The following is a 21,957-nucleotide window of genomic DNA, read 5'->3' as shown; positions in this document are numbered from 1 at the left end:
TACACCCGTGTCCGAGAGCCTCGACCGCCCCTATCGAAACACTGTTTTCATTATGGTGTCGCCAAGACTGGAACACTCTTTTTGACCTTTTTTGGCGCTTTCTTCCTTCTTCCCCACCAAATCACAAAACCGGTGATAGGCAATGAAGCGCAGACCAGGCTGGCGCAGAACATGAGAATTTTGCCCGGCAAACCCAGGATAGCACCCGTGTGAATGTCGTAATTCATACGGCGCAGCGTGTTAGCAAAGCTGGCTTCACTGTATTTGCCGGTATAGGGTCCCGTCGCATTGATCTTTTTGACCGAATATTGGTCAAAATAATTGTAGTCGACATTATAATAGGTGCCTTCCCGAAAGTTTACGTACGAAAATATCGATTCGGCCTTCTCGGTGGGAAACGAAATATTGAGGGTTGCATATCGGGGGTATTCCTTTTGTAATTGAAACCAGGCCTTGTCCACAGCCTGCATCGGGCCCGCTACCTGAGCTGTGGATACGGTGTCGGAAGGCGGGTTATAATACATATCCGAACCCTGCCCGCCCGTAGCCGTGTAAAGCCCCTGCGAAAACCACTGAAAGCCCCAAACCAAGCCTGTAACCGCCAGGATCACACCGATCGACATAATGTAAAAGCCTAGTACATTGTGCAGGTCATAGTTCTTACGCCGCCAGGCTGCATTCCATTTGATCGAAAACCGCTGTTTGGCAGCCGATTTGTTTTTGGGCCACCAGAGCACCATTCCGCTGATCATCATGAAAAAGAAAACCAGCGTCGCCGAAGCCACGACTGTCTGACCATATTTCTCAGGTAGCCACAGGTAGTAATGACCATGGAGAATGAAATGGAAGAAATCATCATCCTCATTCCAGATATGCTCCAGTTTCCCGGTGTATTGATTAATGTAGGCGACGTAATAATATTCAGGATCGAGGTTGTAAAAACCGACTTGTGCATTACGGTCAGGCGTGTCGTAAAGAACCCCTTTCGCAATTTTACCAGGTAATGCTTTTTTGGCGATCCCGGCGAGTTCCGACGGTGGCAGCACTTTCCCGCCCGTCGGGCCTTTCACGAACATGTAGGGTTGCGTAATCGCTTTGATTTCCTGCTCAAATGCCAGGATACATCCCGTGATGGAAATAATAAACACCATAATGCCCGAGACAAGTCCCAGGTACAGATGTAGCTTTCCGATCAGTTTTTTCATCGCTTCACCGCCAGTTTATCTTATTTAGACTCAATTAAGACTACGAATATAGGGCGTACGATTTTAACTACCAAAAAGGGAGGAAAGGGAAGAAGGGGAGGAAGGTACTTTAATGGGGTGGCGCGAAGGTGAACCTTCGTGACCGCCTATTTGCAGGCCTCCGGCCGGTCCATACCGCTATGGCGCTTCGGTATTGACCGGCCGGAGGCCTGCAAATAGTGCGTACAAATCAGGAGATTTGCACAAACCTATACTAAAAATCGTAGCGGTAAATACCTTCCACTTTGGTCGTCGGCGGCATATGTGCGAGGGTTTTAAGCTGTCCATCGTGCAAGCCGAATACCCAACCGTGCAAATGCAGCTCCTGCCCCTGGTGCCATGCGCCTTGCACAATGCTCGTTTGCGCGAGGTTATGCACCTGCTGGATCACATTCAATTCCACCAGACGGTCGAAACGCTTTTTCTCGTCTTCGATCGCATCCAGCTCGGTCGCAAACTTGTCGTACACGTCTTTGATATTATGCAGCCAGCGGTTAATCAGCCCCAGGTCCTTGTGCATCATCGAGGCCTTCACACCCCCGCATTGGTAGTGCCCAACTACGAGAATATGCCGCACTTTCAGCACCTCCACCGCATATTGCAGCACGCTCAGCATATTCATATCGGTATGCACCACGAGGTTGGCTACATTCCGGTGAACGAACATTTCGCCCGGTTGCGAACCCGTCAGGTCTTCGGCAGGCACGCGGCTGTCGGAGCACCCGATCCAGAGGAAGTCCGGCTTCTGATCTTTGGCCAGGTTATCAAAATACGTATCGTCAACTTCGAGCTGCCTGGCTGCCCAGGATTTGTTGGCGGTTAACAGGCGGTTAATAAGTTCCATTTCGTGATTGATGATTGAAGTAACAAAATAATACAATCTCTCTCAGATTCATTCAAAAGCGTACATCCTTTTAGCAGAAAAAAATCCGTAATTTTGCACTCTTAAAATCCGGAGAGGGTTATAAATAGTGCTATTTACATGATCGGCCAGGGCCAATGCCCGACGCTAACAACCCATATGAAATACAACGAATATAAAAATCTGAGTTACCCGCAAATCGGGGACGAAGTACTGAAATTCTGGAAAGACAAGAAGATCTTTGAAGCGTCGGTAGAAACCCGTGAGGGCGCTCCTACTTTCACATTTTTTGAAGGACCTCCCTCGGCCAATGGCACGCCGGGTATCCACCACGTGATGGCACGGGCGATCAAGGATATTTTCTGCCGGTATAAAACGCTGCAAGGCTTCCAGGTGAAGCGTAAAGGCGGCTGGGACACGCACGGTCTGCCGGTAGAACTACAAGTTGAAAAGGAACTGGGCATTATCAAGGACGATATCGGGAAGAAGATCTCGGTAGCGGATTATAACGAGAAATGCCGCCAGACGGTCATGAAATTCACCGACCAGTGGAATGACCTGACTGAGAAAATGGGTTACTGGGTCGACCTCGACGATCCTTATATTACTTACAAAAGCGAGTACATCGAAAGCCTCTGGTATCTGCTCAAAAAGCTGTATGACAAAGGCTTGCTCTATAAAGGCTACACGATCCAACCCTATTCGCCGGCTGCCGGAACAGGTCTGTCGTCGCACGAACTGAACATGCCTGGCACGTACAAAGACGTGAAGGACACCACCATCGTGGCGATGTTCAAAGTGAAAGATGCATCGAAATGGCCGGTCCTGGCCGACTCGGCGAGCGAAGACATCCGCATTCTCGCCTGGACGACTACTCCCTGGACGCTTCCCGCGAACTCGGCATTGACAGTGGGCGGCAACATTGATTATGTATTGGTTAAAACCTTCAATCCCTACACGCACGAGCCCGTTGCGGTTGTGCTTGCGAAGGATCTGGTAGGCAAATATTTCTCCGAAAAAGGTCACGACGGCGATTTCGAGGGCTACGCGGCGAGCGATAAAAAGGTGCTTCCGTGGACTGTTTTGAATGAGTTCAAAGGCAAGGATCTCGAAGGCATCGAATACGAGCAGCTTCTGCCCTACATACAGCCCGAAACTCCCGCATTCCGCGTCATCCTCGGCGATTTCGTGACTACCGAAGACGGTACCGGGGTAGTACACACCTCTCCTACCTTCGGCGCGGACGACTTCCGGGTAGCGCAGGCGAATGGCATCCCGCCCATTATGGTGAAGGACGAAAACGGCAAAGAAGTGCCTATCGTCGACCGCCAGGGCCGTTTCGTGAAAGAGATCACGGATTATGCAGGCCGTTTTGTAAAACCTGAGTATTACTCGCAAGCTGAGCAGGACGATCCGGAATTCCGCCCGACCGACGTGCTGATCGCCATCAAACTCAAAGAGGAAGGTAAAGCATTTAAAGTTGAAAAGTACGAGCACCCGTACCCGCATTGCTGGCGTACCGATAAGCCGGTGCTTTATTACCCGCTCGATAGCTGGTTTATCCGCACTACGGCGGTGAAAGACCGTTTGGTGGAACTGAACAAAGGCATCAACTGGAAACCCGAAAGCACCGGTACGGGCCGGTTCGGTAACTGGCTCGAAAACCTGGTCGACTGGAACTTGTCGCGCTCGCGCTACTGGGGCACGCCGCTGCCAATCTGGCGGAACGATTATGGTGATGAAGTGTGCATTGGTTCGATCGAAGAACTGAAAGACAAGCTGGAAGAAGCCATTATCTCAGGTCATTTGACCCGCGAGCAGGCGTTGCATAACTCGGATTACCTGCAAAAACTCGAACATGGCGACTACGACCTGCACCGCCCGTACGTAGACGATGTGGTGTTGGTAGGTAAAACCGGCCATATCATGCACCGCGAGCCGGACCTGATCGACGTTTGGTTCGACTCGGGCGCGATGCCGTATGCACAATGGCACTATCCGTTCGAGAATCAGGAAATCTTCAATCAGGCTTATCCCGCCGACTTTATTTCAGAAGGCGTAGACCAAACCCGCGGATGGTTCTTCACATTGCATGCTATTGCGGGCATGTTGTTCGATTCAGTGGCATTCAAAAATGTAGTATCGACTGGTTTGGTACTCGACAAGAATGGCAACAAAATGTCGAAACGCCTCGGTAATGCGGTGGATCCGTTTGCGACGTTGGCACAATACGGTCCCGACGCGACCCGCTGGTATATGATCACCAATGCAGAACCTTGGGATAACCTGAAATTCAACATCGACGGCATCGGCGAAGTGCAGCGCAAATTCTTTGGAACGCTCGTGAACACATACAATTTCTTTGCATTGTATGCGAATTTGGACGGTTACGAATTCCACGAAGCGAATTCGGTGCCCATCGAAAAACGTACCGAGCTGGACCGCTGGATCCTTTCGAAACTGAATACGTTGATCAAAGAAGTAGGCGAGCAATTCGACGATTACAACCCGACCAAAGCGGGCCGTCTCGTACAGGATTTCGTGACGGATCAGCTTTCAAACTGGTACATCCGCCTCAACCGCCGCCGTTTCTGGAACCCGTCGGCTGAACAAGGCTCCGGTTTGACGGACGATAAAGCGGCTGCATACGAAACTTTGCACCACTGTTTGGTAACCGTGGCGCAATTGATGTCGCCTATCGCCCCATTCTTTGGTGAGTGGTTATATAAAAACCTTACAGACAGCGACCGCGAAGCTTCGATCCGGCACAATGCCCCATTTAAATACGACTCGGTGCATTTGACTTACTGGCCAAAAATCGAAGCGGAAGTAGTGGATACCGACCTGGAAGAGGCTATGGATCTCGCGCAGCGTATCAGCTCGCTCGTACACTCGATCCGGAAAGGGCATAAGCTGAAAGTTCGGCAACCATTGTCTAAAATCCTCATCCCGGTTTTGAGCGAAAAAACGAAACGCCAGATCGAGCAAGTGGCTTACATTATTCTTTCGGAGGTGAATGTGAAACATATCGAGTTCGTACATGACGATAGCGGCATTTTGAAGAAGAAAATCAAGCCTAACTTCAAAGCCCTTGGCCCGAAATTCGGACCGAAAATGAAGGAGGTAGCCGCCGCAATTTCTGCTATGGACGAAGCTCAGATCCGCGAGATCGAAGCCAGCAGCGCTATCACGCTCTCGGCAGCCAGCGGCCCGATCGAGATCGCATTGACCGACGTGGAAATCATCGCAGAAGACGTTCCAGGATGGCTCGTAGCCAGCGAAGGCGGCCTCACCGTTGCCCTTGACATCACGGTAACTGAGGATCTGCGCCTGGAAGGCATCGCCCGCGATTTCGTGAACCGCGTCCAGAACCTGCGCAAAGACAGCGGTTTCGAAGTAACTGATAAAATCCGTATCACATTACAAAACAACGACGGCCTGCTCGCCAGCGCAGTAACCGCCAACAAAGACTACATCTGCCAGGAAGTACAAGCCCTGGATCTCGACCTCGTAGGCGACCTGAACGGGGAGGCTACGGAGATTGAGATGGATGAGTTTTTGCTGAAGGTGAAGATTGAGGTGATTGGCTGATGGGACAATTCCGGGCTTATCCATATACAGCTAATGAAGCAACCGGTCACTTTAAGTTCCAAAGTGTGGGTAAGCGCGGCATTATTGACAAAGCAATAGAACTAACCCAGATAGCACCAGACATATACAATCTTGCGTTGCTGGATTTCGATCCAGTAACGCAAGATTATGTTGACGACTCAATCACAGACAACGGTGACATGCCGGAGGTTCTCGCAACCGTAATGGCTGTTATCTTAGATCATCTTTCTCAGTTTCCAAGGAGCAGCATTGTTATAACCGGCAATAGTCCTTCCAGAACTCGTCTCTACAAAATAGCCATTAGTAAGATTGGCGATGACATCAAACATCAACTTAAAATACTTGGTTACCAACGCTCAGGATGGCGGATATTTGAACCAAATCAATCCTATGAAAGTTTTTTGATAGCAAGAAATTTAGTAGATTAGTAAAAACAAGCCGGTTGGAGAAATGAAAGTCCTGGAAGAAAAATTAAATATTCCTGCAAATTTATCACCTCGTAAGACAATCGATAGCTCTTTGCCAAATCTATCCGACCACCCGGTAGTAAAAGCAAAAATAGACCGGGCGCGAAAACTCCTCGAAGAAAACCCCATTCCCGAGCATCTGCTAAGGAACAAATAACACCTTATGCAGCTATCCACCTCCACTGCCATCATCACCGGCGGCGCCTCCGGCCTTGGAGAAGCGACTGCGCGGCTATTTGTAAGTCAGGGCGCAAAAGTTGCTGTTCTTGATTTAAATGAAACGGCCGGACAGGCACTTGAAAGCGAATTCCCCGGGCAGATTAAATTTCTTAAAACCGACGTCACCAGCGAAAGCGAGGTTCAAAACACATTAGATGCTGCATTGCAGATCTTCGGCAGCATTCAAATCGTGGTGAATTGCGCGGGCATTGCGCCTGCACGTAAGATTGTTGGTAAGGTCGACGGCATTTACGGCCCGCATTCATTCGAACTTTTTGAGAAGACTATCCGCATTAACCTGATTGGTACATTCAATGTAATGCGCCTGGCAGCTTTTGCCATGGAAAAGAACGAGCCGAATGCAGAAGGCGAGCGCGGTGTCATTATCAACACGGCATCGGTGGCTGCCTATGACGGGCAAATGGGCCAGGTCGCCTATGCGGCCAGTAAAGGCGGCATTGTGAGCATGACGTTACCGGTGGCACGCGATTTGGCAAAATCCGGCATTCGTGTGATGGCTATCGCCCCCGGACTTTTCGAAACGCCATTATTGATGGGGCTGCCGGAAGAAGCCCGAATATCGTTGGGACAACAGATTCCTTTCCCTTCCAGGCTCGGAAAGCCTTCGGAATATGCATTACTCGCCAAATCCATTGTGGAAAACCCGATGCTGAACGGCGAGGTGATCCGCCTGGATGGCGCGATCAGAATGGCCCCCAGATAGTTGAAAACTTGGCGGTTATGAAAGGAAACTACTTCTTTAAATGGCTATTCCTGACGGTATTGTCCGTCAGTGTCCTCCATTTTCGCGAAAGCAATTCCCTTGGACATTGCCAGACTGAGCAGCTATTCTCCGCGCATAACATTGTTCAAAAGCGCATCCCAGGTTTCGAGTATTGCCAAAAGCTTTCCAAAGCTCGTGCCGCAGGCTCTGTTTACTTCAAAAACCCACAACACTGCAGGCTCGCCGATCTTTCCAATTCACTAACCGCTTTCAGACATCCCGAGTTTTCGTTTAATCAGGCTCTTGCTGAACTTCACGTTCAAAATCAACATTTCCGGAGCCGTTCACTTTCATCCGACGACCATTCCATTTCCCATTCTTAACCCGGCCTCTGCATTTCGCAGGTGCCTGTGTTTTATGCGCAAAACGCGCATCCGGGCTGTGCTATGCGCACAAGCCTCTACACCTTATTAAAGTCAAATAGGAAATGGGAGTCAAACGCATGATTTTCTTCCTGCGAAAATGGCTTCTGCGGATCGCAATTTCGTTCATGCTCGGTTTTTCGAATGCCATTAATCAGGATACGAAGAGCATCGACGATACTTCTTTCAAAATGGAAGAAACAACCAAAAAATGAATGGAACTGAGGAATCAGACCAAACTGATTCCCAGCTTTCTGTAAACATCAAACTCCCCTATATCAGGGTCTTTGTCCGTAACAATCACCGATAACCGCTCCGTCGGGCAAACATAGTAGGCTTCCGCGGTACCGAGCTTTTCAGTCGTTGCCAATGCGATCACTTCCTTGGAGGACTCGATCATCGTCCGTTTGACTTCGCTTTCTTCAAAGTCAGGTCCGGTTACGCCGAGATCCGCATGGATACTGCAAATACCCAGCAGGCAAACATCCGCCCGGAATTTTTTAAAGAACTGAATAGCATCATTGCCGATTGTCACGAACGAGTCTTTCATCAAACGCCCCCCGGCGAACAACACTTCAACGTGCTCGTGCTCTTCCAGGATGGAGGCTATGGGGAAGCTGTTCGTAATGACAGTCAATTTCAGGTCTTTGGGAAGCATTTGGGCAATCAGCATCGCCGACGTACCACCGTCGAATATCACGACCTGACCGTCTTTGAGAAACTGCAACGCTTTCTTTGCAATAATTTGCTTCTGGTCATTATCGTATTTGATCCGGTCGCGAAAATGGTGCGGACCGGGCGAATGCGGCACCGCTCCGCCGCGCACCGATTTGAGCAACCCCTGATCGGCTAACTCCTTGATATCCCTTCTTACCGTATCCTCGGATACATTCAAAAGTGTGCTCAGATGTCCCAGATAGACTTTCTGTTCATGTCCCAGCTGATCCAGTATGATCTGGAAACGTTCTTCTTTTAACATTGGTATCCTGATTATGCCTGCAAATTTAACAAACATTTTAAATTTAATATTGCAAAATATTGCATCAAATAATTACATTTGTTGCAAATTATTGCAAGCATTAATGAACTACATCATGAGAAAATCGATTGCAGTGGACATGGACAATGTTATTGTAGACATTGAAGCTAACTGGATCAACCACTACGAAGCGGCATTTGGCGTAACGGTCACCAAGGAAGCCATGCATGGTATACCGGAAGATCAGGCATTCCCCGACCCCCTGGCAGCGCGGAGCCTCCTCTACAAACCCGGCTTTTTCCGTTACGCACCGCTGATACCCGGCGCTCAGGAGGCCATTATCAAATTACAGGAAAATTACGACGTCTACATCGTATCGGCAGCCATGGAATTTCCCAATTCGCTCCCCGAGAAGTATGACTGGCTCGCCGAGCATTTCCCGTCCATCACTTGGAGAAACATCATTTTCTGCGGCGATAAAAGTGTCATTAACACCGACTATCTCATCGACGACCACTTCAAAAACCTGGATTTTCACAAAGGCAAGCCTATCTTATTCACCGCAGGGCATAACAGAGGAGTAGAGAGGCATACGCGTGTGAATAGCTGGGAAGAGGTATTGGAGCTGCTCGAAAAATTAGAGGAGCCTTAGCAAATTATTGCACAATCTTGATAATCGTCTGCGTAACATCATTGATTGTCTTCGCCCGAATTAATCCGGCCTTTTTGATCACGATGTTTCTGTCAGCGGTAAAAAGACGTGTTGGTCTGATGAAGCTATTTACCGGCAATGTTCCGTTCAAAAAATCATTTACCAGCAATGGAATAGCAAAAATGTCCTTGGAGCTTTGCGAGGTGATTTGGCATAACAACAGATCATCGCCTGGCAAATCGGCTAGTACAAGGGCTGGCCGCCGTTTCGAGCAGCACAAGTCAGAGAATGGGAACGGTATAACTACAACTTCGCCTTTTACAAATTTTGCCATGCTTCATCCTCCTCGTCAGTCAGCCAGTCCTTTTCAAGGTACTTCTGGCTGGCATAGTGTGTTAATATGTAGTTCTGTTCAACGCTTTCGTCTACGGATTCTTCGACAGTGAACGCAATTATCTCCACCTGCTTTCCCACGAAAGAAGCAGGCACCACCAGTGAAACACGGGTATTTTCCGGCGTAATCATTGTTTTGATCATGAGATAGTTGACAAGCGTTGAATAAATTTAAACAATTATCTGCATTTCACAATCTTAAAGTCTGGCTCACGCCTGCTCCTGCACCCGTGCCTTCAACTGCATCAATTCATCCCGTAGCCTCGCAGCTTCGAGGAAGTCAAGATCCTTCGCAGCAGCTTCCATTTTTCGTTGGGTTTCGGCCATGAGCTTTTGCAGATCGGTTTTACCCATATATTGAACGACCGGGTCAGCGGCAATGCGCACTTCTTCCGGTTCCACGTACACTTTGCGGACTTTGGAATCCGCTACCGAAGTCTGCTCCATAATGGCTTCTTTGGATTTGCGGACGGTTTTCGGCGTGATGCCGTTGGCAAGGTTATAATCCATTTGAATGCTGCGGCGGCGGTTGGTTTCGTCGATCGCGAGTTGCATCGAGCCGGTGATAGTATCGGCATACATAATTACCTTCCCACGGTCGTTACGCGCCGCACGGCCGATGGTCTGGATCATCGAGCGGGTATCACGCAGGAAGCCCTCTTTATCAGCGTCCATAATGGCAACGAGCGATACTTCGGGCAAGTCGAGACCTTCACGAAGAAGGTTAACCCCCACCAGTACATCGAAAAGGCCCAAACGAAGCTCGCGAAGAATTTCTACCCGGTCGAGCGCCTTTACTTCCGAGTGAATATAACGGCATTTAATGCCGACGCGGTCCAGGTATTTGCTGAGCTCTTCCGCCATCCGCTTGGTCAAAGTAGTGACCAAAATGCGATCACCCAGCTTAATGCGTTCGGTAATTTCTTCCAGCAGGTCGTCTATCTGGTTCAGACTTGGCCTTACTTCGATTTCAGGGTCCAGCAGGCCGGTAGGACGGATAATCTGCTCAACTACCACACCTTCCGACTTCCGCAACTCATAATCCGCAGGCGTCGCGCTCACAAAAATGGTTTGCGGCGTCATGTCTTCGAATTCCTGAAAAGTTAACGGCCTGTTGTCCAATGCCGACGGCAAACGGAAACCATATTCCACCAATGCCTCCTTGCGCGAGCGGTCACCGCCCCACATGGCACGGATCTGCGGCATTGTCACGTGGCTTTCGTCAACTACCATCAGGAAATCTTCCGGGAAATAATCGAGCAGACAGAATGGCCGCTGACCGGGCAACCGTCTATCAAAATACCTTGAATAGTTCTCAATACCAGAGCAATAGCCTAGCTCCCGCATCATTTCCATATCAAATTCGGTCCGCTCCTTCACGCGCTCGGCTTCGGCAAGTCTGCCTTCGGCGATAAAGTACTTGATCTGCGTCTGCAGGTCGTCCTGGATCTCTTTAATAGATTGGTTCAACACGTCGCGACCAGTCACAAACAGGTTCGCCGGGAATATGGCTATTGCTTTTTCAGACGATAGTTTCTTTCCCGTTTCCGGCTCGATACGCTGAATTTCCTCGATTTCATCCCCAAAAAAGATAAAACGGTAAGCGAAATCCGCATAACCCGGGAATACATCGACCGTGTCACCCTTCACACGGAAAGTACCGCGGTTGAACTCCACTTCCGTCCGGCTGTAAAGGATTTCCACCAGCCTGAACAGAAACTGGTTACGGCTCACAATATCTCCGAGTTTAGCGCTTACAATGCTCTTTTTGTATTCCAATGGGTTACCCGCACCATAAATACACGAAACCGACGCCACCACGATCACATCCCGGCGCCCGCTCATCAGCGACGAAACCGTGTGCAAACGTAGCTTCTCAATCTCCTGATTGATCATCAGGTCTTTTTCAATGTAGGTATTGGTGCTGGAAATAAATGCCTCCGGCTGGTAGTAGTCATAGTAGCTGATAAAATACTCGACGGCATTGTTTGGGAAAAACTGCTTGAACTCGCCGTAAAGCTGCGCGGCCAACGTTTTATTGTGGCTCAATACGAGCGTCGGCTTATTCACGCGTGCCACCACATTGGCTACTGTAAATGTCTTTCCGGAACCGGTCACCCCAAGTAAAGTCTGGGCGGGCTCTCCGTTTTCAATTCCTTGTACTAATTGGTTGATGGCCTCCGGCTGATCGCCCGTCGGCTGGTATTGTGAAGTGAGTTCGAAGTTCATAGCAGGTCGTGAAGCAATATAAAAGGAACGCATTTCAAAGATAGATTAGTTTCTTTGAAATGCGTTCCCGATTGTGGACGCCAAACGCCCAGGTCCGATTTCTTATGCCTGCTTTTGCAAAAGCTCCTGCGCGTTTTCGACCGCTTTCTTCTCTTTCCAATGCTGCCAGTCGAGGCCGAGCAGTTTAGTCATGCTTTTATCTACAAACTGATGCCGAACGAGGTTCATACCGCCGCGGACTGCCGTAAAAATAGAGTTGTTCGCACGCAAAGCCAGACTGAAACCGCCATCGACATAGCGGATATAATGCCACCAAAGCGAAGGAATGAAGATCGTTTCGCCATGGTAAAGGATCGTTTCATAGCCGGTAGCCCCTTTCAGTGCCGGGAATTTTTCGTAATCCGGTTTGAGCGGGTCCACTTTGCTCATCACCGTGAACGGGTGATGGTACAAGCGGCGGCTTTCCTCAGGAGAGAACAAAATAAGTTGCTTGCGGGTCTGGAACTGCGTCAGGAACACGTTCGAGCAGTCCATGTCATAATGCAGGTTGGTTATTGAGCCCTCGCCTCCGAAAAATACAAATTTGTAGGACTTCAAAAAGCCATCCATGATCGTCGGGAAACGGATATCGTCCGCCAGTTCAGGAATCTTCTTGAAAATGTCGAAAAGAAAAATACGAAGGTCGGTAGGCCCTTTTTCGATGAGGCTCAGGTAATCCCCAAACTTCATAGTCTTGGCGATCTGGAAGTATTTGTCAGCGTCGTGAATGTGGTTGTCCACCAAAGGCACATCCAGGTTACCATGGTTTTCCCGCAGCCATTCAAACGTCCATTTCTGAACCGCAGGCCAATCTTTTGCCAGATCGGTAAACACCACCGGGCGACTTGGTTTTAAGTAATTTTCGATGAATTCTTCGCGCGTAAGTCCGGTGCGCTTCTCTATTGGCACTAATTTCATAGCAAGAAACTGAGTAGGTAATCGACTATTTAATGGAATACCGTTACATTTTCAACTATAACGGGAGGATAACGGCCAGAGTTTAAAACCCTTCGAAATATCCGGTCAAATGTATTAAACAGATCGCAAAAATATAAATTTCACAAAATATAATAAAAACATACCCTTAATACAGATAGACTAAATAGGTTACGCATGAAATATTTCACAATACTTCCTTCCGCTGACCTTGCCCGGTATGTCCGGTTCTTCTGGGTGCTGGAACATAACCTGACCGACAATGAGCCCTACTTTCATAAAACAATGGCCGACGGCTGCGCGGAAATGGTATTTCATTTCAAAGGCCGCTTCGACGAAATACTGAAAACCGACGAATCGGAGCTTTCCTTTCGCTCGGGCATTCACGGGCAGTCGCAGTCCTTCCGCCGGTTCCGCATCGGCGAAGATTTCGGGATTTTCGGAGTGTATCTCTACCCTTTTGCCATTCCGGCGCTTTTTGGGGTTACCGCTACCGAACTCAGTAATCAAATGCCAGACCTTGCTACATTTCTGGGTCAAATTGGGACCGAATTGGAAGAGCGTGTCATGCTCGCGGCCGACCATACGGAGCGTATTCATATAGTTTCAGAATTTTTAAGGAAACGCATTCGCATTCATGAAGTGCACGAGCCAGCAGTTTTCTCGGTGATCAGCAGCGTGATCCGCTCCAACGGCCTGGCTAAAATCCCGGACCTTGCAGCACAGAGTTTCCTCTCTACCCGGCAATTTGAACGGAGATTTCTGGCATTCTCCGGTTTCACGCCCAAGCTGTTCAGCCGCATTATCCGGTTCCATGCTGCCCTCAATGAATATGGTAACAAGGATAAATCGCTCACGGAAATCGCTTACGAATGCGGGTACTATGACCAGTCGCATTTCATCCATGATTTCAAGGCATTTTCCGGCGATCACCCGAAAACCTATTTTTCCGGCAATGCGGAGGGCATGGGTTACCGCGATGTATGATGTCGTTTTTTTCCAATTCCAGGGCTGATGGCCAGGTTACTTTTGTTTAAACCAAAAGCAAAAAAGACATGAGCAATGTAAAAATCCCGAATGGCCATCAGGCCGTAATCCCCTACCTGATGCTGGACAGCGCTGTGCGCTTCAAGGAATTTACTACCAAAGTATTCAACGGCACCATTTCCGCTACACACTATCAGGAAGATGCCCCCGACATGATCAAACATTCCGAAGTTTCTATCAACGGAAGCGTCATCATGTTCTGCGACGCGCGTCCCGAATGGCCCGCACAGCCGGCAAACTTATTCGTGTATGTAGAAAATGCGGATGACAGTTATCAAAAGGCGCTCGACGCCGGCGGGTCGAGCGTAATGCCTCCCGCCGATCAGGATTACGGCCGGAGCTGCGGCGTGTCGGATCCGTGCGGCAATACCTGGTGGATTACTTCCGTTATTTGATCAAATGCCGTCTTAATACCTATATTTAGCGCATTAAGACGGCATTTTTTCTATGATCAATTATAACAACAAAGTATTCGTACCATTGTCCAATTCCGAGAACGGCGAGGTGGATTTGGGCATGCAATTTGTATATCAACAAACGGGTAATATCGTCACGTCCACGTACACGGGTGGGCGCATTCGCAGCGGGCACCTGATCGCGCTCGTGGACGAGCAGGGGAACCTGGATATGCGCTACCACCAGGTGAACGATCAGGGCGAGATCACGACGGGAATCTGCAAATCGACACCCGAGCAACTTCCGAACGGCAAAATCCGTATGCATGAAAAATGGCAATGGACTTCCGGCGACCGTTCGGAAGGAGAATCGTTGCTGGAAGAACTGTGATATTTCATCCTAACTAAAACAGAAATGCGATTCCAACTTACATTGTGGATTGTCCTTGCCACTTTCGCCGGCCAGGTATCCGCTCAAACTTCCAAAATCGTTTCCGGCTCCACGAAATTCAGTGTCAAATTCATTCTCGGCACTTGCAACGGCACGTTCGACGCTCCGCGCGGCGAGGCCGTTTTTAATGAGAAAAATCCGGAAAATGCTTCATTCGATGTCAGGATCGCGGCTAATACTTTCAAAACCAACAACAACACGCGGGATAAGGATATGAAAAGCGACAAGTATTTCTGGGTCGAGAAATATCCTGATATCCATTTCAAATCGTCCAAAGTCGAGAAGAAAGGTGACAAATACCAGGCTACCGGCACATTAACCATGCGCGACGTTTCCAGGACCGTCACGCTTCCCTTTGACGCCAAAAAGAATAACGACGGCGGTTACTCGCTCACGAGCACTTTCGATATCAACCGTCTAGACTACAAAATCGGCGAAAAAGACTGGAAGCTGAAAGACATCGTCACGGTCAATCTGCAAGCGACAATTAAGTAGCTCGAAACGTTACGCCTGGTTGTGACTGGTCAGGTGTGGTCAGGCATAGTCACGTATAGCCCGGCGCATTCACGTATTTCCGCATCACGAAGCCATTTTCATGGCCTATTTTCTCATTCAAAAAATAATTTTATTTTAATTGTAATTAGTCTAAATAATATTTTCCTTTGCGATTATAATTAGTCCAATTAAATTTTTCCGTGAGATATTCTTTTACCATCACCCTGATATTGCTGGTAATGAGTCGCCTGATGGCTCAGGATGGCGGCGACCCTGCCATGGCCGGTCGGGAACTCTCGGACTCGTTATCGCTTAACGAAGTAGTGATTACCGGCCAATCTGAGCCGCAATCACTTCGGCATTCGGTATACCAGGTGCGTACGATCGACAGCGAACGCATTCGCCTGCGCGGCGCGACTAATTTGCAGACAATTCTCAATACCGAGCTCGGGATACGATTTTCAAATGATTTGACGCTCGGCACCAGCGATATTCAGTTAATGGGCATGTCGGGGCAAGGTGTTAAAATCCTCCTCGATGGCATTCCGATGGTCGACCGCGGCAGCACGCGAGAGAGCCTGGGGCAGATCGATATCAATACTGTCGAACGCATCGAGATCGTCGAAGGCCCGATGTCGGTCATCTATGGCACCGATGCGCTGGCAGGGGTGATCAATATCATTACCAAGAAGGGGCATAGCGGCCACTCTCTCTCTGTCAATGCACGGATACAGGAAGAAACCGCCGGCAATGAATACAACGCGTTAACCAAAGAAGGCACGCACAATCAAGGCGTGGGCCTTACCTGGCAAAATGAACATTTACAGTTCTCCGGCAATGTAACAAGGAACAATTTCGGCGGCTGGCAGGGAGCCTCCACCGGCCGCAAAAAGGACTGGATGCCCAAGGACCAAATGCTTTATACTGCCAGCACCCGCTTTACCCGCAACCGATGGAATGTCTGGTACCGCTTCAACGGCACCGATGAAACGATCAAAGACCTCGGCAACCGGAACCCGAACACGGGCATTGCCTCCGATCAGGACTACATTACCAAACGCTGGTTTCACCAGGTTCAATCAGAAATCAGGCCGAATGACAAGTTGAACATTACCGCGATTGGCTCCTATACCGATTATTCCCGCAGGACCCTGAGCACAAATGTCGATATCAACGACCACCGTACGCTCTCTTTGGAACCAGGCTCGCAGGATAAGTCGATTTTCAAAACTGCATTTTTCCGCGGGACTGCCTTTTATAAAGCCAGCGACCACCTTTCGGTTTTGGCCGGGGTCGATTTTTCGAGTAATAATGCATCCGGGGCACGCATTTCCGGTACTCCGACCATTAATGAATATGCATTGTTCGTAGCACCGGAAATCTGCTTCGGACAGTTTTTCAAACTCACGCCTGGTTTGCGGTTTCTAAAAAACTCGGTGTACGATGCCCCTCCGGCGATTCCCTCATTAAACGGCAAACTCACTTTGAGCAAATCGCTGGATTTCCGCTTCGGGTATGCGCGCGGATTCCGCTCACCTGCGTTACGAGAGCTGTATTTCGATTTTCATGACACTTCACATTCCATTAATGGCAACGTCAACCTGAATGCGGAGTATTCCAACAGCTTCAACGCTTTTCTCGTGTGGCAGGCCGTCAGCCGCGAAGGGCTGCGCATTAGCTCCACGCTCGGCGGTTTCTATAATATATTCCACGACCTGATCGACACCGGCATTGACCCGAACGACCGCACGCAGACTACCTACCTGAACATCCATTTATTTAAAACCACCGGCTTTTCCCTTGAAAACAAGTTGTTCTGGAAAAACCTGCAAGCCACACTAGGCGCCACTTACATTGGCCGCTACAACGAGTTTTCCCAAGCTCCACAAGATTTTGGCTCCCTACCTGAGTTTATGTGGTCAACCGAAGTCAATGCAAACGTGCTTTACACTTTCAAAAAAGCCGGTGCGAGCATTAATTTATTCTACAAATTTTCCGGGAAACGCCCTATTTATGAAAGTGTCGATCAGGTCAATATCCACCTCGCCGAAACCGAGGGCTTTCACATGGCCGACCTCACGCTCAGCAAAGCCCTGGGCAAATACGTGAATCTCCTGGGAGGCATTAAAAACCTTTTCGACGTGACTAACCTGCGGAATACCTCCACCGACACCGGCGCCCACAGCACAGGCGGTCCGGTTCCCATGTCGTTCGGCCGGTCGTATTTCCTCGGCCTCAGTTTTCAATGGACAAAGCTTTAACAATCAAAATACCCTTTCATTATAACTCCAATAACTATGAAAAAAATAGTCCGGTCGCTACTACTGGTTGCATTCCTGGGAACATTCAATGCTTGCAGCGACGACGAGCCACCACTACCGGATAACCTGGCAGCCTTCGAAGCGACCGAAAAAGGTTTTGAAGGGGAAGAAACCGAGATCAAGATTTCGCTTACGAGAGCGGTCGACGCTGCCACATCTGTTTCGGTGACATTAACCCCCACACAGCTTACTTACGATACAGAGTTTACCACCACTCCTGCGGCAGCCAACAACACCATCACCTTGTCGGTACCTGCCGGACAGTCGTCTGTTTCATTCAAAGTGAACAAAAAATCGGGTGTGCTCCTGGATGGCGACGAGAGTATCGCATTCAAAATTGCCTCAGTGGGCACACCAGTGCTGGTTGGCACCAATTCCGCACTGAAACTGAGCTTCAAAGCGATCATTTCCGAAGGCACCAGCATTCAGCTGAATGGTATAGCGGGCTCCGAAGCCGGTAGCAGCGCCGCCAATTCGGTGTTCCTCGACCTTAGCACCAGCGTGCAAACCCCCGTGCTGCGCAGCAGCTGGGATCTTGGGTTTTACAATGGCTCCGATTTCCGCGTGACCATCAACGGCACCAATGGCGCTTCGGCATTAGCTATTAATAAAACAGATATCAATGCCGTTTCCGACAAGGATTTCAAAACGGATTCACTGGCTGTCGGCCAGGGAGTTGGTAAACTCTCGCTCGTAGACGATGCCGCCGGCGACATTACCAAAACGGTAATTGCCGCAGTATCGGCCACTGATGCTGACAACAAAGTGTATATTCTTAACCGCAAAGGCGGATCGATGGACGTTCTTCCGGTGGCAGATCTGTACAAAATACGTATTCTGCGCAAAGGATCGGGTTACACATTGCAATACGCCAAAGTGAACGACACCACTTTCAAAACCATCGACATTACCAAGGATGCTGCCTATAACTTTGAATTTGTTTCCCTCGAAAAAGGGGCGACCGTCGACGTTGAGCCTGCCAAAGAGCGTTGGGACCTGAAATGGGGTTACAGGATGTATTTCACCAATTTCGGTTCCGGGCTCATTCCATACGGTTTCTCCGACCTGGTGTTCACCAATAATCTCGGCGGCGTGGAAGCGGCGGAAGTACTCACCACCACTGCTACTTACGATGCATTTGCTGAAAGCAATCTTACGGGCATCACCTTCAGCAAAGCTGCGGATGTAATCGGCTCGAAATGGCGGGTTACGCAAGGCACAATCGGCGTTAAAACCGATCGTTTTTACCTTATCAAAGATCCTGCCGGCAATATTTACAAGCTGAAATTCATCAGTTTCCATGCCAGCGACGGCGGCGAGCGCGGCAAACCTAAATTGGAATACAAACTTGTGAAGAAAGGGGCCTGATTATGCTATTGAAATCCATCATCCTCTCGGCATGCACGCTCGTTGCATTGCCGCAAACCACAACGCCTGTTCATGAGATGCATTTCACAGCCGTTGCTAATCCGGAGATCACGGTGATCAAAGATTTGAATGCGAATACCAAGTCTTACGTTTATTTCAGCCTGGCTACCGGCAAGGAGGTACCTGCCACCAATGCCAGGACAAAAAACTGGGACATTGCATTCAGCAAAACTACGATTGCCACCAACAGCGGCACCAGCGGTCCGGGCGAGGGCGGCGCAATTGTCCTCGAAAAGCCATTTGACCAGGTAAGCGAAGCCCCCAAAGACGGCTATAAAATGGATGGCGACGCAGGTTTCGCTATTCCCGGCGGGAGCGGCAACAGCTGGTACAAGTACGACATGAGCGTCCACGCGATCCTGCCGATTCCGGGCAGGACGCTGCTCGTCAAAACCGCCAACGGTAAAGTCGCCAAAGTGGAGATTATCAGCTACTACAAAGGCGCGCCGGAAGATGTGCCTACCGAAGAATCGAGCTACTACACTTTCAGGTACGCGATTGCGGAAGAGGACGGAAAGTTTTAGGCTTTGAGTTTTAGGTTTATAGTTAAAAGTTAAAGCCCTGCGGTAAATGAAACCGGAGGGCTTTGATTTTGCTATTTTATGTATTTCCAATTCCTCACCTTGCCTTCCGCGAGCCATTCAAGCGCCTGGGTGATCCGCTTCGAGCGCGTGGCTTCGGTTTTGGCATCTTCGAACCATTCGACATATTCCTTTTTATTGGAATAGCTGAACCCCTCAAAAACCTTCTTTGCGGCTGCATTGCCGGCCAAGGCTTCGGTAACATAGGCGGGAACGACCAGTTCCTTCGTTTCCGGCGGTTTGTTATCCTTTTTCAGTTTTACGCCGCTATCGATCAGGCGCATGGCTTCGAGGATAAACCCGCGCAAATGTTCCTCCGCCGGAAGATCTTCGATACGGGCAATTTTCCCGAGACTGCCCATTCCTACCCGCTCCCCATTCACCGCGAGCAGATTATTCGGATCACTCAGACGTGATTCCAGCCAGAAGCCGAATGCACAATGTTGTTTGAAAGAAGCCATGCTGCACAGGATGCTTCCCTTGTATTCAAAATGAGGAAAGCTCCATTTCATCGTCTCCTTCACCTCCGGGCATGTCTCATGCACGAACGCACGAAGATATTCGAGGATGGGAATCGCGAAGCTGGCAGATTTGACTATATAAGCGTCAATACGTGGGTCGGTGTGACTCATTGTTTTTCGAGTATTCCTTTCAGATTGGTTAATCCTTCCTGGAAATCTTTTCCGACAGATTCATCCATATTTAAAAAAGGAAGCATGACATTCATCGGAATGGGCATTTTACCTGTAAACCCCCAACGGACACGAGTGGACGTCGAGTCGATACCCTCGGTGATCATATATGCGTCGCTGGTACTCTCAAACGGTTTCAGGAAGCGCAGCTGGGTATCGATGCGATTTCCTTCGTCAATTTTAGTAATTTCCTGTTCGCCTTTTCCGACCTCATCGTTACCGTCCCACATCGATACGAAGCCCACAGTACCGTCCGTACCGGAGAAGGTCTTGATCATCTTGGGATCTTTGCGTCCCCAGACACTCCAGTCGTTCTGTTTTTTGAGGGATTTCAGGTATTCAAAAACCTCGGCTTTGGGTTTGTTCACGACGATCTCACGCTCAACGGCATAGTCTTTCGGCATGATGAAAGCGGCAATCAGGACGAGCGCAATGAGTCCAAGGATAATGTAGAGCACTTTTTTCATAAGGGGGGTACTTTTTGGTGAATAATTAAACCTGTACTTGACTTCATCAAGATCTTCGATCAATTCGGTATTGGTCATTCCGGCCTTTTCCAATACGCGGATAGACGCGGTATTGTTGACATTCACAAATGCGATCACATCCCTGGCTTTCAGCACATTTTTGGAAAAGCGGATCAGGCCCCTGGCAATTTCCGTTGCTACCCCTTTCCCCCAGTACTCCTCCATAACCCGGTATCCGATCTCGATAGCCGATCCGATCTTATCCAGCTTGGCCGCCCCCACCAACTCACCCGAAAACCTGTCTTCGATCAGATATCTGCCCAGGTACGTATCCATCCCGTACTCTTCCAGGAAGCTTTTGAGCATGTCGTCCGACTCCTCGCGGGTAAGCGAATAACCGGTGACATATTTCATCACATTGGCATTATTGCTTAGCCTGAAATACTTGTCACCGTCTCCGGCCGTCATTTTGGTCAGTACAAAATGCTCTGTATAAATAGGTGTAACGACCATTGTAGGCAGCATTGAGCGTTTCGCGTGAATCGGATAGGCTTGTTAATATACACTTTTATTCAGAAAAGGCACATCATTTCCAAGTGTCGGTTTTCATGGGGTTAAGTTCTCTGTTTGAACGGAAAAACACAAGTTTAAAACTCACTATTCATTGCCCCAATTATCCTCGCAAAATAGCGGTTTGGGATTCATTACCAGCTAAATATTTCCCGTTAACGTTCATTAACAATCTTTAAAATTTGCAATCTACATTTGAAACGTTATATTTGGAGTATTGCCCGTTTAGTATCACAATTCCGTTCCAATAGTTCCACTCATTCTTGAATTCATTATAAAAGTATGAATTTTTCAATGACCTGATCATCATCAGCATCATGACAAAAAGAACTTTTGTATTGTTTTTCTGGCTCGCTCAATTCGCCGTTTCGTTGCTCCTGGGGCAACACAGGGCTATTGCGTGTAAAATTGACATCGGAACCGAGGCCTTCTCCCCCTTTGAAATTGCTGAAAAGCCCGGTACCCGGGACATTGTGATAATCGACGATACGATCTGCAAAAATGAGACGATCGTAAGGGCCGATGAAACCAAATGGAATGAGTCCCTTTCCAAACTTTTCAACCGCCGGCATTCTACTTACCGCTTCCTGACGCTCATCTCGCAGGCGGTTCCGCAGTGTGAAATCACCCGGACTTCCAGATATATAAGGGAGTCTACCCAACCACTTTATGCCAGCAATGGAGGCATCAAGCTGCCCGACTATTACAGCTTTCTCCATCGCCTTTGCCCTT

24 protein-coding genes are annotated in these 21,957 nt (G+C 49.0%); 14 read left to right on the top strand and 10 right to left on the bottom strand.

What is annotated here, in order from left to right; all coding sequences use genetic code 11:
* Window positions 1–50 precede the first annotated feature (50 nt).
* Both ACQ4MZ_RS10150 and can read right to left on the bottom strand, forming a co-directional pair.
* The gene (locus tag ACQ4MZ_RS10150; protein WP_430844730.1) at window positions 51–1,205 is read right to left on the bottom strand and encodes a PepSY-associated TM helix domain-containing protein; all 1,155 of its coding nucleotides are present in this window, start codon (window positions 1,203–1,205) and stop codon (window positions 51–53) included.
* Window positions 1,206–1,458: 253 nt separating this feature from the next.
* Window positions 1,459–2,088 (bottom strand): carbonate dehydratase, encoded by a 630-nt coding sequence (gene can, locus ACQ4MZ_RS10145; protein ID WP_430844729.1) that lies wholly within the window; start codon window positions 2,086–2,088, stop codon window positions 1,459–1,461.
* A 177-nt stretch (window positions 2,089–2,265) separates the two neighbouring features.
* Here can and ileS point away from each other — a divergent pair, with 177 nt between their 5' ends.
* From ileS to ACQ4MZ_RS10115, 6 genes are all read left to right on the top strand, one after another.
* Window positions 2,266–5,697 carry an isoleucine--tRNA ligase gene (gene ileS / locus ACQ4MZ_RS10140; protein WP_430844728.1) on the top strand — a complete coding sequence of 1,144 codons (3,432 nt, stop codon included), beginning with the start codon at window positions 2,266–2,268 and terminating at the stop codon, window positions 5,695–5,697.
* Window positions 5,697–6,146 (top strand): DUF6934 family protein, encoded by a 450-nt coding sequence (locus ACQ4MZ_RS10135; protein ID WP_430844727.1) that lies wholly within the window; start codon window positions 5,697–5,699, stop codon window positions 6,144–6,146. The genes ileS and ACQ4MZ_RS10135 overlap by 1 nt, the downstream gene beginning before the upstream one ends.
* A gap of 22 nt (window positions 6,147–6,168) precedes the next feature.
* A complete protein-coding gene (locus ACQ4MZ_RS10130; protein ID WP_430844726.1) occupies window positions 6,169–6,342 on the top strand; it encodes a hypothetical protein in 174 nt (57 codons plus the stop codon).
* Between the two features lie 6 nt (window positions 6,343–6,348).
* Window positions 6,349–7,128, top strand: a complete 780-nt coding sequence (locus tag ACQ4MZ_RS10125; RefSeq protein ID WP_430844724.1) for a 3-hydroxyacyl-CoA dehydrogenase — start codon at window positions 6,349–6,351, stop codon at window positions 7,126–7,128.
* A gap of 17 nt (window positions 7,129–7,145) precedes the next feature.
* Window positions 7,146–7,511: a hypothetical protein gene (locus ACQ4MZ_RS10120; RefSeq protein ID WP_430844722.1), complete on the top strand. Its 366-nt coding sequence runs from the start codon at window positions 7,146–7,148 to the stop codon at window positions 7,509–7,511.
* Between the two features lie 104 nt (window positions 7,512–7,615).
* Window positions 7,616–7,765, top strand: a complete 150-nt coding sequence (locus ACQ4MZ_RS10115; RefSeq protein WP_430844721.1) for a hypothetical protein — start codon at window positions 7,616–7,618, stop codon at window positions 7,763–7,765.
* A gap of 14 nt (window positions 7,766–7,779) precedes the next feature.
* Here the strand turns inward: ACQ4MZ_RS10115 and ACQ4MZ_RS10110 are convergent, their stop codons facing one another.
* On the bottom strand, window positions 7,780–8,529 hold the full coding sequence (locus tag ACQ4MZ_RS10110; protein ID WP_430844719.1) for a DeoR/GlpR family DNA-binding transcription regulator: 750 nt from the start codon (window positions 8,527–8,529) through the stop codon (window positions 7,780–7,782).
* Window positions 8,530–8,644: 115 nt separating this feature from the next.
* On the opposite strand from ACQ4MZ_RS10110, the gene ACQ4MZ_RS10105 reads away from it, so the two are divergent.
* Window positions 8,645–9,181 (top strand): 5' nucleotidase, NT5C type, encoded by a 537-nt coding sequence (locus tag ACQ4MZ_RS10105; protein WP_430844717.1) that lies wholly within the window; start codon window positions 8,645–8,647, stop codon window positions 9,179–9,181.
* Window positions 9,182–9,185: 4 nt separating this feature from the next.
* Here ACQ4MZ_RS10105 and ACQ4MZ_RS10100 read toward each other — a convergent pair whose 3' ends face one another.
* The 4 genes from ACQ4MZ_RS10100 to ACQ4MZ_RS10085 all read right to left on the bottom strand — a co-directional run bounded on the left by ACQ4MZ_RS10100 (window position 9,186) and on the right by ACQ4MZ_RS10085 (window position 12,760).
* On the bottom strand, window positions 9,186–9,515 hold the full coding sequence (locus tag ACQ4MZ_RS10100; protein ID WP_430844716.1) for a type II toxin-antitoxin system PemK/MazF family toxin: 330 nt from the start codon (window positions 9,513–9,515) through the stop codon (window positions 9,186–9,188).
* On the bottom strand, window positions 9,500–9,718 hold the full coding sequence (locus ACQ4MZ_RS10095) for a hypothetical protein (RefSeq protein ID WP_430844714.1): 219 nt from the start codon (window positions 9,716–9,718) through the stop codon (window positions 9,500–9,502). The genes ACQ4MZ_RS10100 and ACQ4MZ_RS10095 overlap by 16 nt, the downstream gene beginning before the upstream one ends.
* Before the next feature lie 66 nt (window positions 9,719–9,784).
* The gene (gene uvrB / locus ACQ4MZ_RS10090) at window positions 9,785–11,803 is read right to left on the bottom strand and encodes an excinuclease ABC subunit UvrB (protein WP_430845355.1); all 2,019 of its coding nucleotides are present in this window, start codon (window positions 11,801–11,803) and stop codon (window positions 9,785–9,787) included.
* Window positions 11,804–11,905: 102 nt separating this feature from the next.
* The gene (locus ACQ4MZ_RS10085; RefSeq protein WP_430844712.1) at window positions 11,906–12,760 is read right to left on the bottom strand and encodes a cupin-like domain-containing protein; all 855 of its coding nucleotides are present in this window, start codon (window positions 12,758–12,760) and stop codon (window positions 11,906–11,908) included.
* Between the two features lie 195 nt (window positions 12,761–12,955).
* On the opposite strand from ACQ4MZ_RS10085, the gene ACQ4MZ_RS10080 reads away from it, so the two are divergent.
* The 7 genes from ACQ4MZ_RS10080 (at window position 12,956) to ACQ4MZ_RS10050 (ending at window position 19,439) form a co-directional block, all read left to right on the top strand.
* Window positions 12,956–13,765: an AraC family transcriptional regulator gene (locus tag ACQ4MZ_RS10080; RefSeq protein WP_430844711.1), complete on the top strand. Its 810-nt coding sequence runs from the start codon at window positions 12,956–12,958 to the stop codon at window positions 13,763–13,765.
* Between the two features lie 68 nt (window positions 13,766–13,833).
* The gene (locus ACQ4MZ_RS10075; RefSeq protein WP_430844710.1) at window positions 13,834–14,220 is read left to right on the top strand and encodes a VOC family protein; all 387 of its coding nucleotides are present in this window, start codon (window positions 13,834–13,836) and stop codon (window positions 14,218–14,220) included.
* 52 nt (window positions 14,221–14,272) lie between these two features.
* A complete protein-coding gene (locus ACQ4MZ_RS10070; protein ID WP_309981038.1) occupies window positions 14,273–14,611 on the top strand; it encodes a n-acetylglutamate synthase in 339 nt (112 codons plus the stop codon).
* A gap of 24 nt (window positions 14,612–14,635) precedes the next feature.
* Window positions 14,636–15,166 (top strand): YceI family protein, encoded by a 531-nt coding sequence (locus tag ACQ4MZ_RS10065; RefSeq protein ID WP_430844708.1) that lies wholly within the window; start codon window positions 14,636–14,638, stop codon window positions 15,164–15,166.
* 200 nt (window positions 15,167–15,366) lie between these two features.
* Window positions 15,367–17,427, top strand: a complete 2,061-nt coding sequence (locus ACQ4MZ_RS10060) for a TonB-dependent receptor plug domain-containing protein (protein ID WP_430844707.1) — start codon at window positions 15,367–15,369, stop codon at window positions 17,425–17,427.
* A 36-nt stretch (window positions 17,428–17,463) separates the two neighbouring features.
* The gene (locus ACQ4MZ_RS10055) at window positions 17,464–18,855 is read left to right on the top strand and encodes an HmuY family protein (RefSeq protein WP_430844705.1); all 1,392 of its coding nucleotides are present in this window, start codon (window positions 17,464–17,466) and stop codon (window positions 18,853–18,855) included.
* 2 nt (window positions 18,856–18,857) lie between these two features.
* Complete coding sequence (locus tag ACQ4MZ_RS10050; protein WP_430844704.1) at window positions 18,858–19,439, top strand: HmuY family protein; 582 nt, start codon at window positions 18,858–18,860, stop codon at window positions 19,437–19,439.
* A gap of 71 nt (window positions 19,440–19,510) precedes the next feature.
* Here ACQ4MZ_RS10050 and ACQ4MZ_RS10045 read toward each other — a convergent pair whose 3' ends face one another.
* The 3 genes from ACQ4MZ_RS10045 to ACQ4MZ_RS10035 form a co-directional block, all read right to left on the bottom strand.
* Complete coding sequence (locus ACQ4MZ_RS10045; protein ID WP_430844703.1) at window positions 19,511–20,128, bottom strand: YdeI/OmpD-associated family protein; 618 nt, start codon at window positions 20,126–20,128, stop codon at window positions 19,511–19,513.
* On the bottom strand, window positions 20,125–21,168 hold the full coding sequence (locus ACQ4MZ_RS10040; protein WP_430844701.1) for a GNAT family N-acetyltransferase: 1,044 nt from the start codon (window positions 21,166–21,168) through the stop codon (window positions 20,125–20,127). The genes ACQ4MZ_RS10045 and ACQ4MZ_RS10040 overlap by 4 nt, the downstream gene beginning before the upstream one ends.
* Window positions 21,169–21,497: 329 nt before the next feature.
* Entirely contained in the window at window positions 21,498–21,944 is a 447-nt protein-coding gene (locus ACQ4MZ_RS10035) for a hypothetical protein (protein WP_430844699.1), read from the bottom strand.
* Window positions 21,945–21,957 lie beyond the last annotated feature (13 nt).

Source organism: Dyadobacter sp. BHUBP1 (assembly GCF_050587785.1).
Classification (GTDB): Bacteria; Bacteroidota; Bacteroidia; order Cytophagales; family Spirosomataceae; genus Dyadobacter.
This window is presented reverse-complemented; position numbering and strand designations above follow the sequence as displayed.

Excerpts from the sequence above, each read along its gene's own strand:
- ACQ4MZ_RS10100 (WP_430844716.1), bottom strand. The coding sequence starts at position 9,515 with ATGGCAAAATTTGTAAAAGGCGAAGTTGTAGTTATACCGTTCCCATTC.
- ACQ4MZ_RS10065 (WP_430844708.1), top strand. The coding sequence starts at position 14,636 with ATGCGATTCCAACTTACATTGTGGATTGTCCTTGCCACTTTCGCCGGC.
- ACQ4MZ_RS10075 (WP_430844710.1), top strand. The coding sequence starts at position 13,834 with ATGAGCAATGTAAAAATCCCGAATGGCCATCAGGCCGTAATCCCCTAC.
- ACQ4MZ_RS10105 (WP_430844717.1), top strand. The coding sequence starts at position 8,645 with ATGAGAAAATCGATTGCAGTGGACATGGACAATGTTATTGTAGACATT.
- ACQ4MZ_RS10125 (WP_430844724.1), top strand. The coding sequence starts at position 6,349 with ATGCAGCTATCCACCTCCACTGCCATCATCACCGGCGGCGCCTCCGGC.
- ACQ4MZ_RS10045 (WP_430844703.1), bottom strand. The coding sequence starts at position 20,128 with ATGAGTCACACCGACCCACGTATTGACGCTTATATAGTCAAATCTGCC.
- ACQ4MZ_RS10040 (WP_430844701.1), bottom strand. The coding sequence starts at position 21,168 with ATGGTCGTTACACCTATTTATACAGAGCATTTTGTACTGACCAAAATG.
- ACQ4MZ_RS10110 (WP_430844719.1), bottom strand. The coding sequence starts at position 8,529 with ATGTTAAAAGAAGAACGTTTCCAGATCATACTGGATCAGCTGGGACAT.
- ACQ4MZ_RS10085 (WP_430844712.1), bottom strand. The coding sequence starts at position 12,760 with ATGAAATTAGTGCCAATAGAGAAGCGCACCGGACTTACGCGCGAAGAA.
- ACQ4MZ_RS10080 (WP_430844711.1), top strand. The coding sequence starts at position 12,956 with ATGAAATATTTCACAATACTTCCTTCCGCTGACCTTGCCCGGTATGTC.
- ACQ4MZ_RS10095 (WP_430844714.1), bottom strand. The coding sequence starts at position 9,718 with ATGATCAAAACAATGATTACGCCGGAAAATACCCGTGTTTCACTGGTG.
- ACQ4MZ_RS10050 (WP_430844704.1), top strand. The coding sequence starts at position 18,858 with ATGCTATTGAAATCCATCATCCTCTCGGCATGCACGCTCGTTGCATTG.
- ACQ4MZ_RS10070 (WP_309981038.1), top strand. The coding sequence starts at position 14,273 with ATGATCAATTATAACAACAAAGTATTCGTACCATTGTCCAATTCCGAG.
- ACQ4MZ_RS10035 (WP_430844699.1), bottom strand. The coding sequence starts at position 21,944 with ATGGAGAAAGCTGTAATAGTCGGGCAGCTTGATGCCTCCATTGCTGGC.
- ACQ4MZ_RS10055 (WP_430844705.1), top strand. The coding sequence starts at position 17,464 with ATGAAAAAAATAGTCCGGTCGCTACTACTGGTTGCATTCCTGGGAACA.
- ileS (WP_430844728.1), top strand. The coding sequence starts at position 2,266 with ATGAAATACAACGAATATAAAAATCTGAGTTACCCGCAAATCGGGGAC.
- ACQ4MZ_RS10150 (WP_430844730.1), bottom strand. The coding sequence starts at position 1,205 with ATGAAAAAACTGATCGGAAAGCTACATCTGTACCTGGGACTTGTCTCG.
- uvrB (WP_430845355.1), bottom strand. The coding sequence starts at position 11,803 with ATGAACTTCGAACTCACTTCACAATACCAGCCGACGGGCGATCAGCCG.
- ACQ4MZ_RS10135 (WP_430844727.1), top strand. The coding sequence starts at position 5,697 with ATGGGACAATTCCGGGCTTATCCATATACAGCTAATGAAGCAACCGGT.
- ACQ4MZ_RS10120 (WP_430844722.1), top strand. The coding sequence starts at position 7,146 with ATGAAAGGAAACTACTTCTTTAAATGGCTATTCCTGACGGTATTGTCC.
- ACQ4MZ_RS10115 (WP_430844721.1), top strand. The coding sequence starts at position 7,616 with ATGGGAGTCAAACGCATGATTTTCTTCCTGCGAAAATGGCTTCTGCGG.
- ACQ4MZ_RS10130 (WP_430844726.1), top strand. The coding sequence starts at position 6,169 with ATGAAAGTCCTGGAAGAAAAATTAAATATTCCTGCAAATTTATCACCT.
- can (WP_430844729.1), bottom strand. The coding sequence starts at position 2,088 with ATGGAACTTATTAACCGCCTGTTAACCGCCAACAAATCCTGGGCAGCC.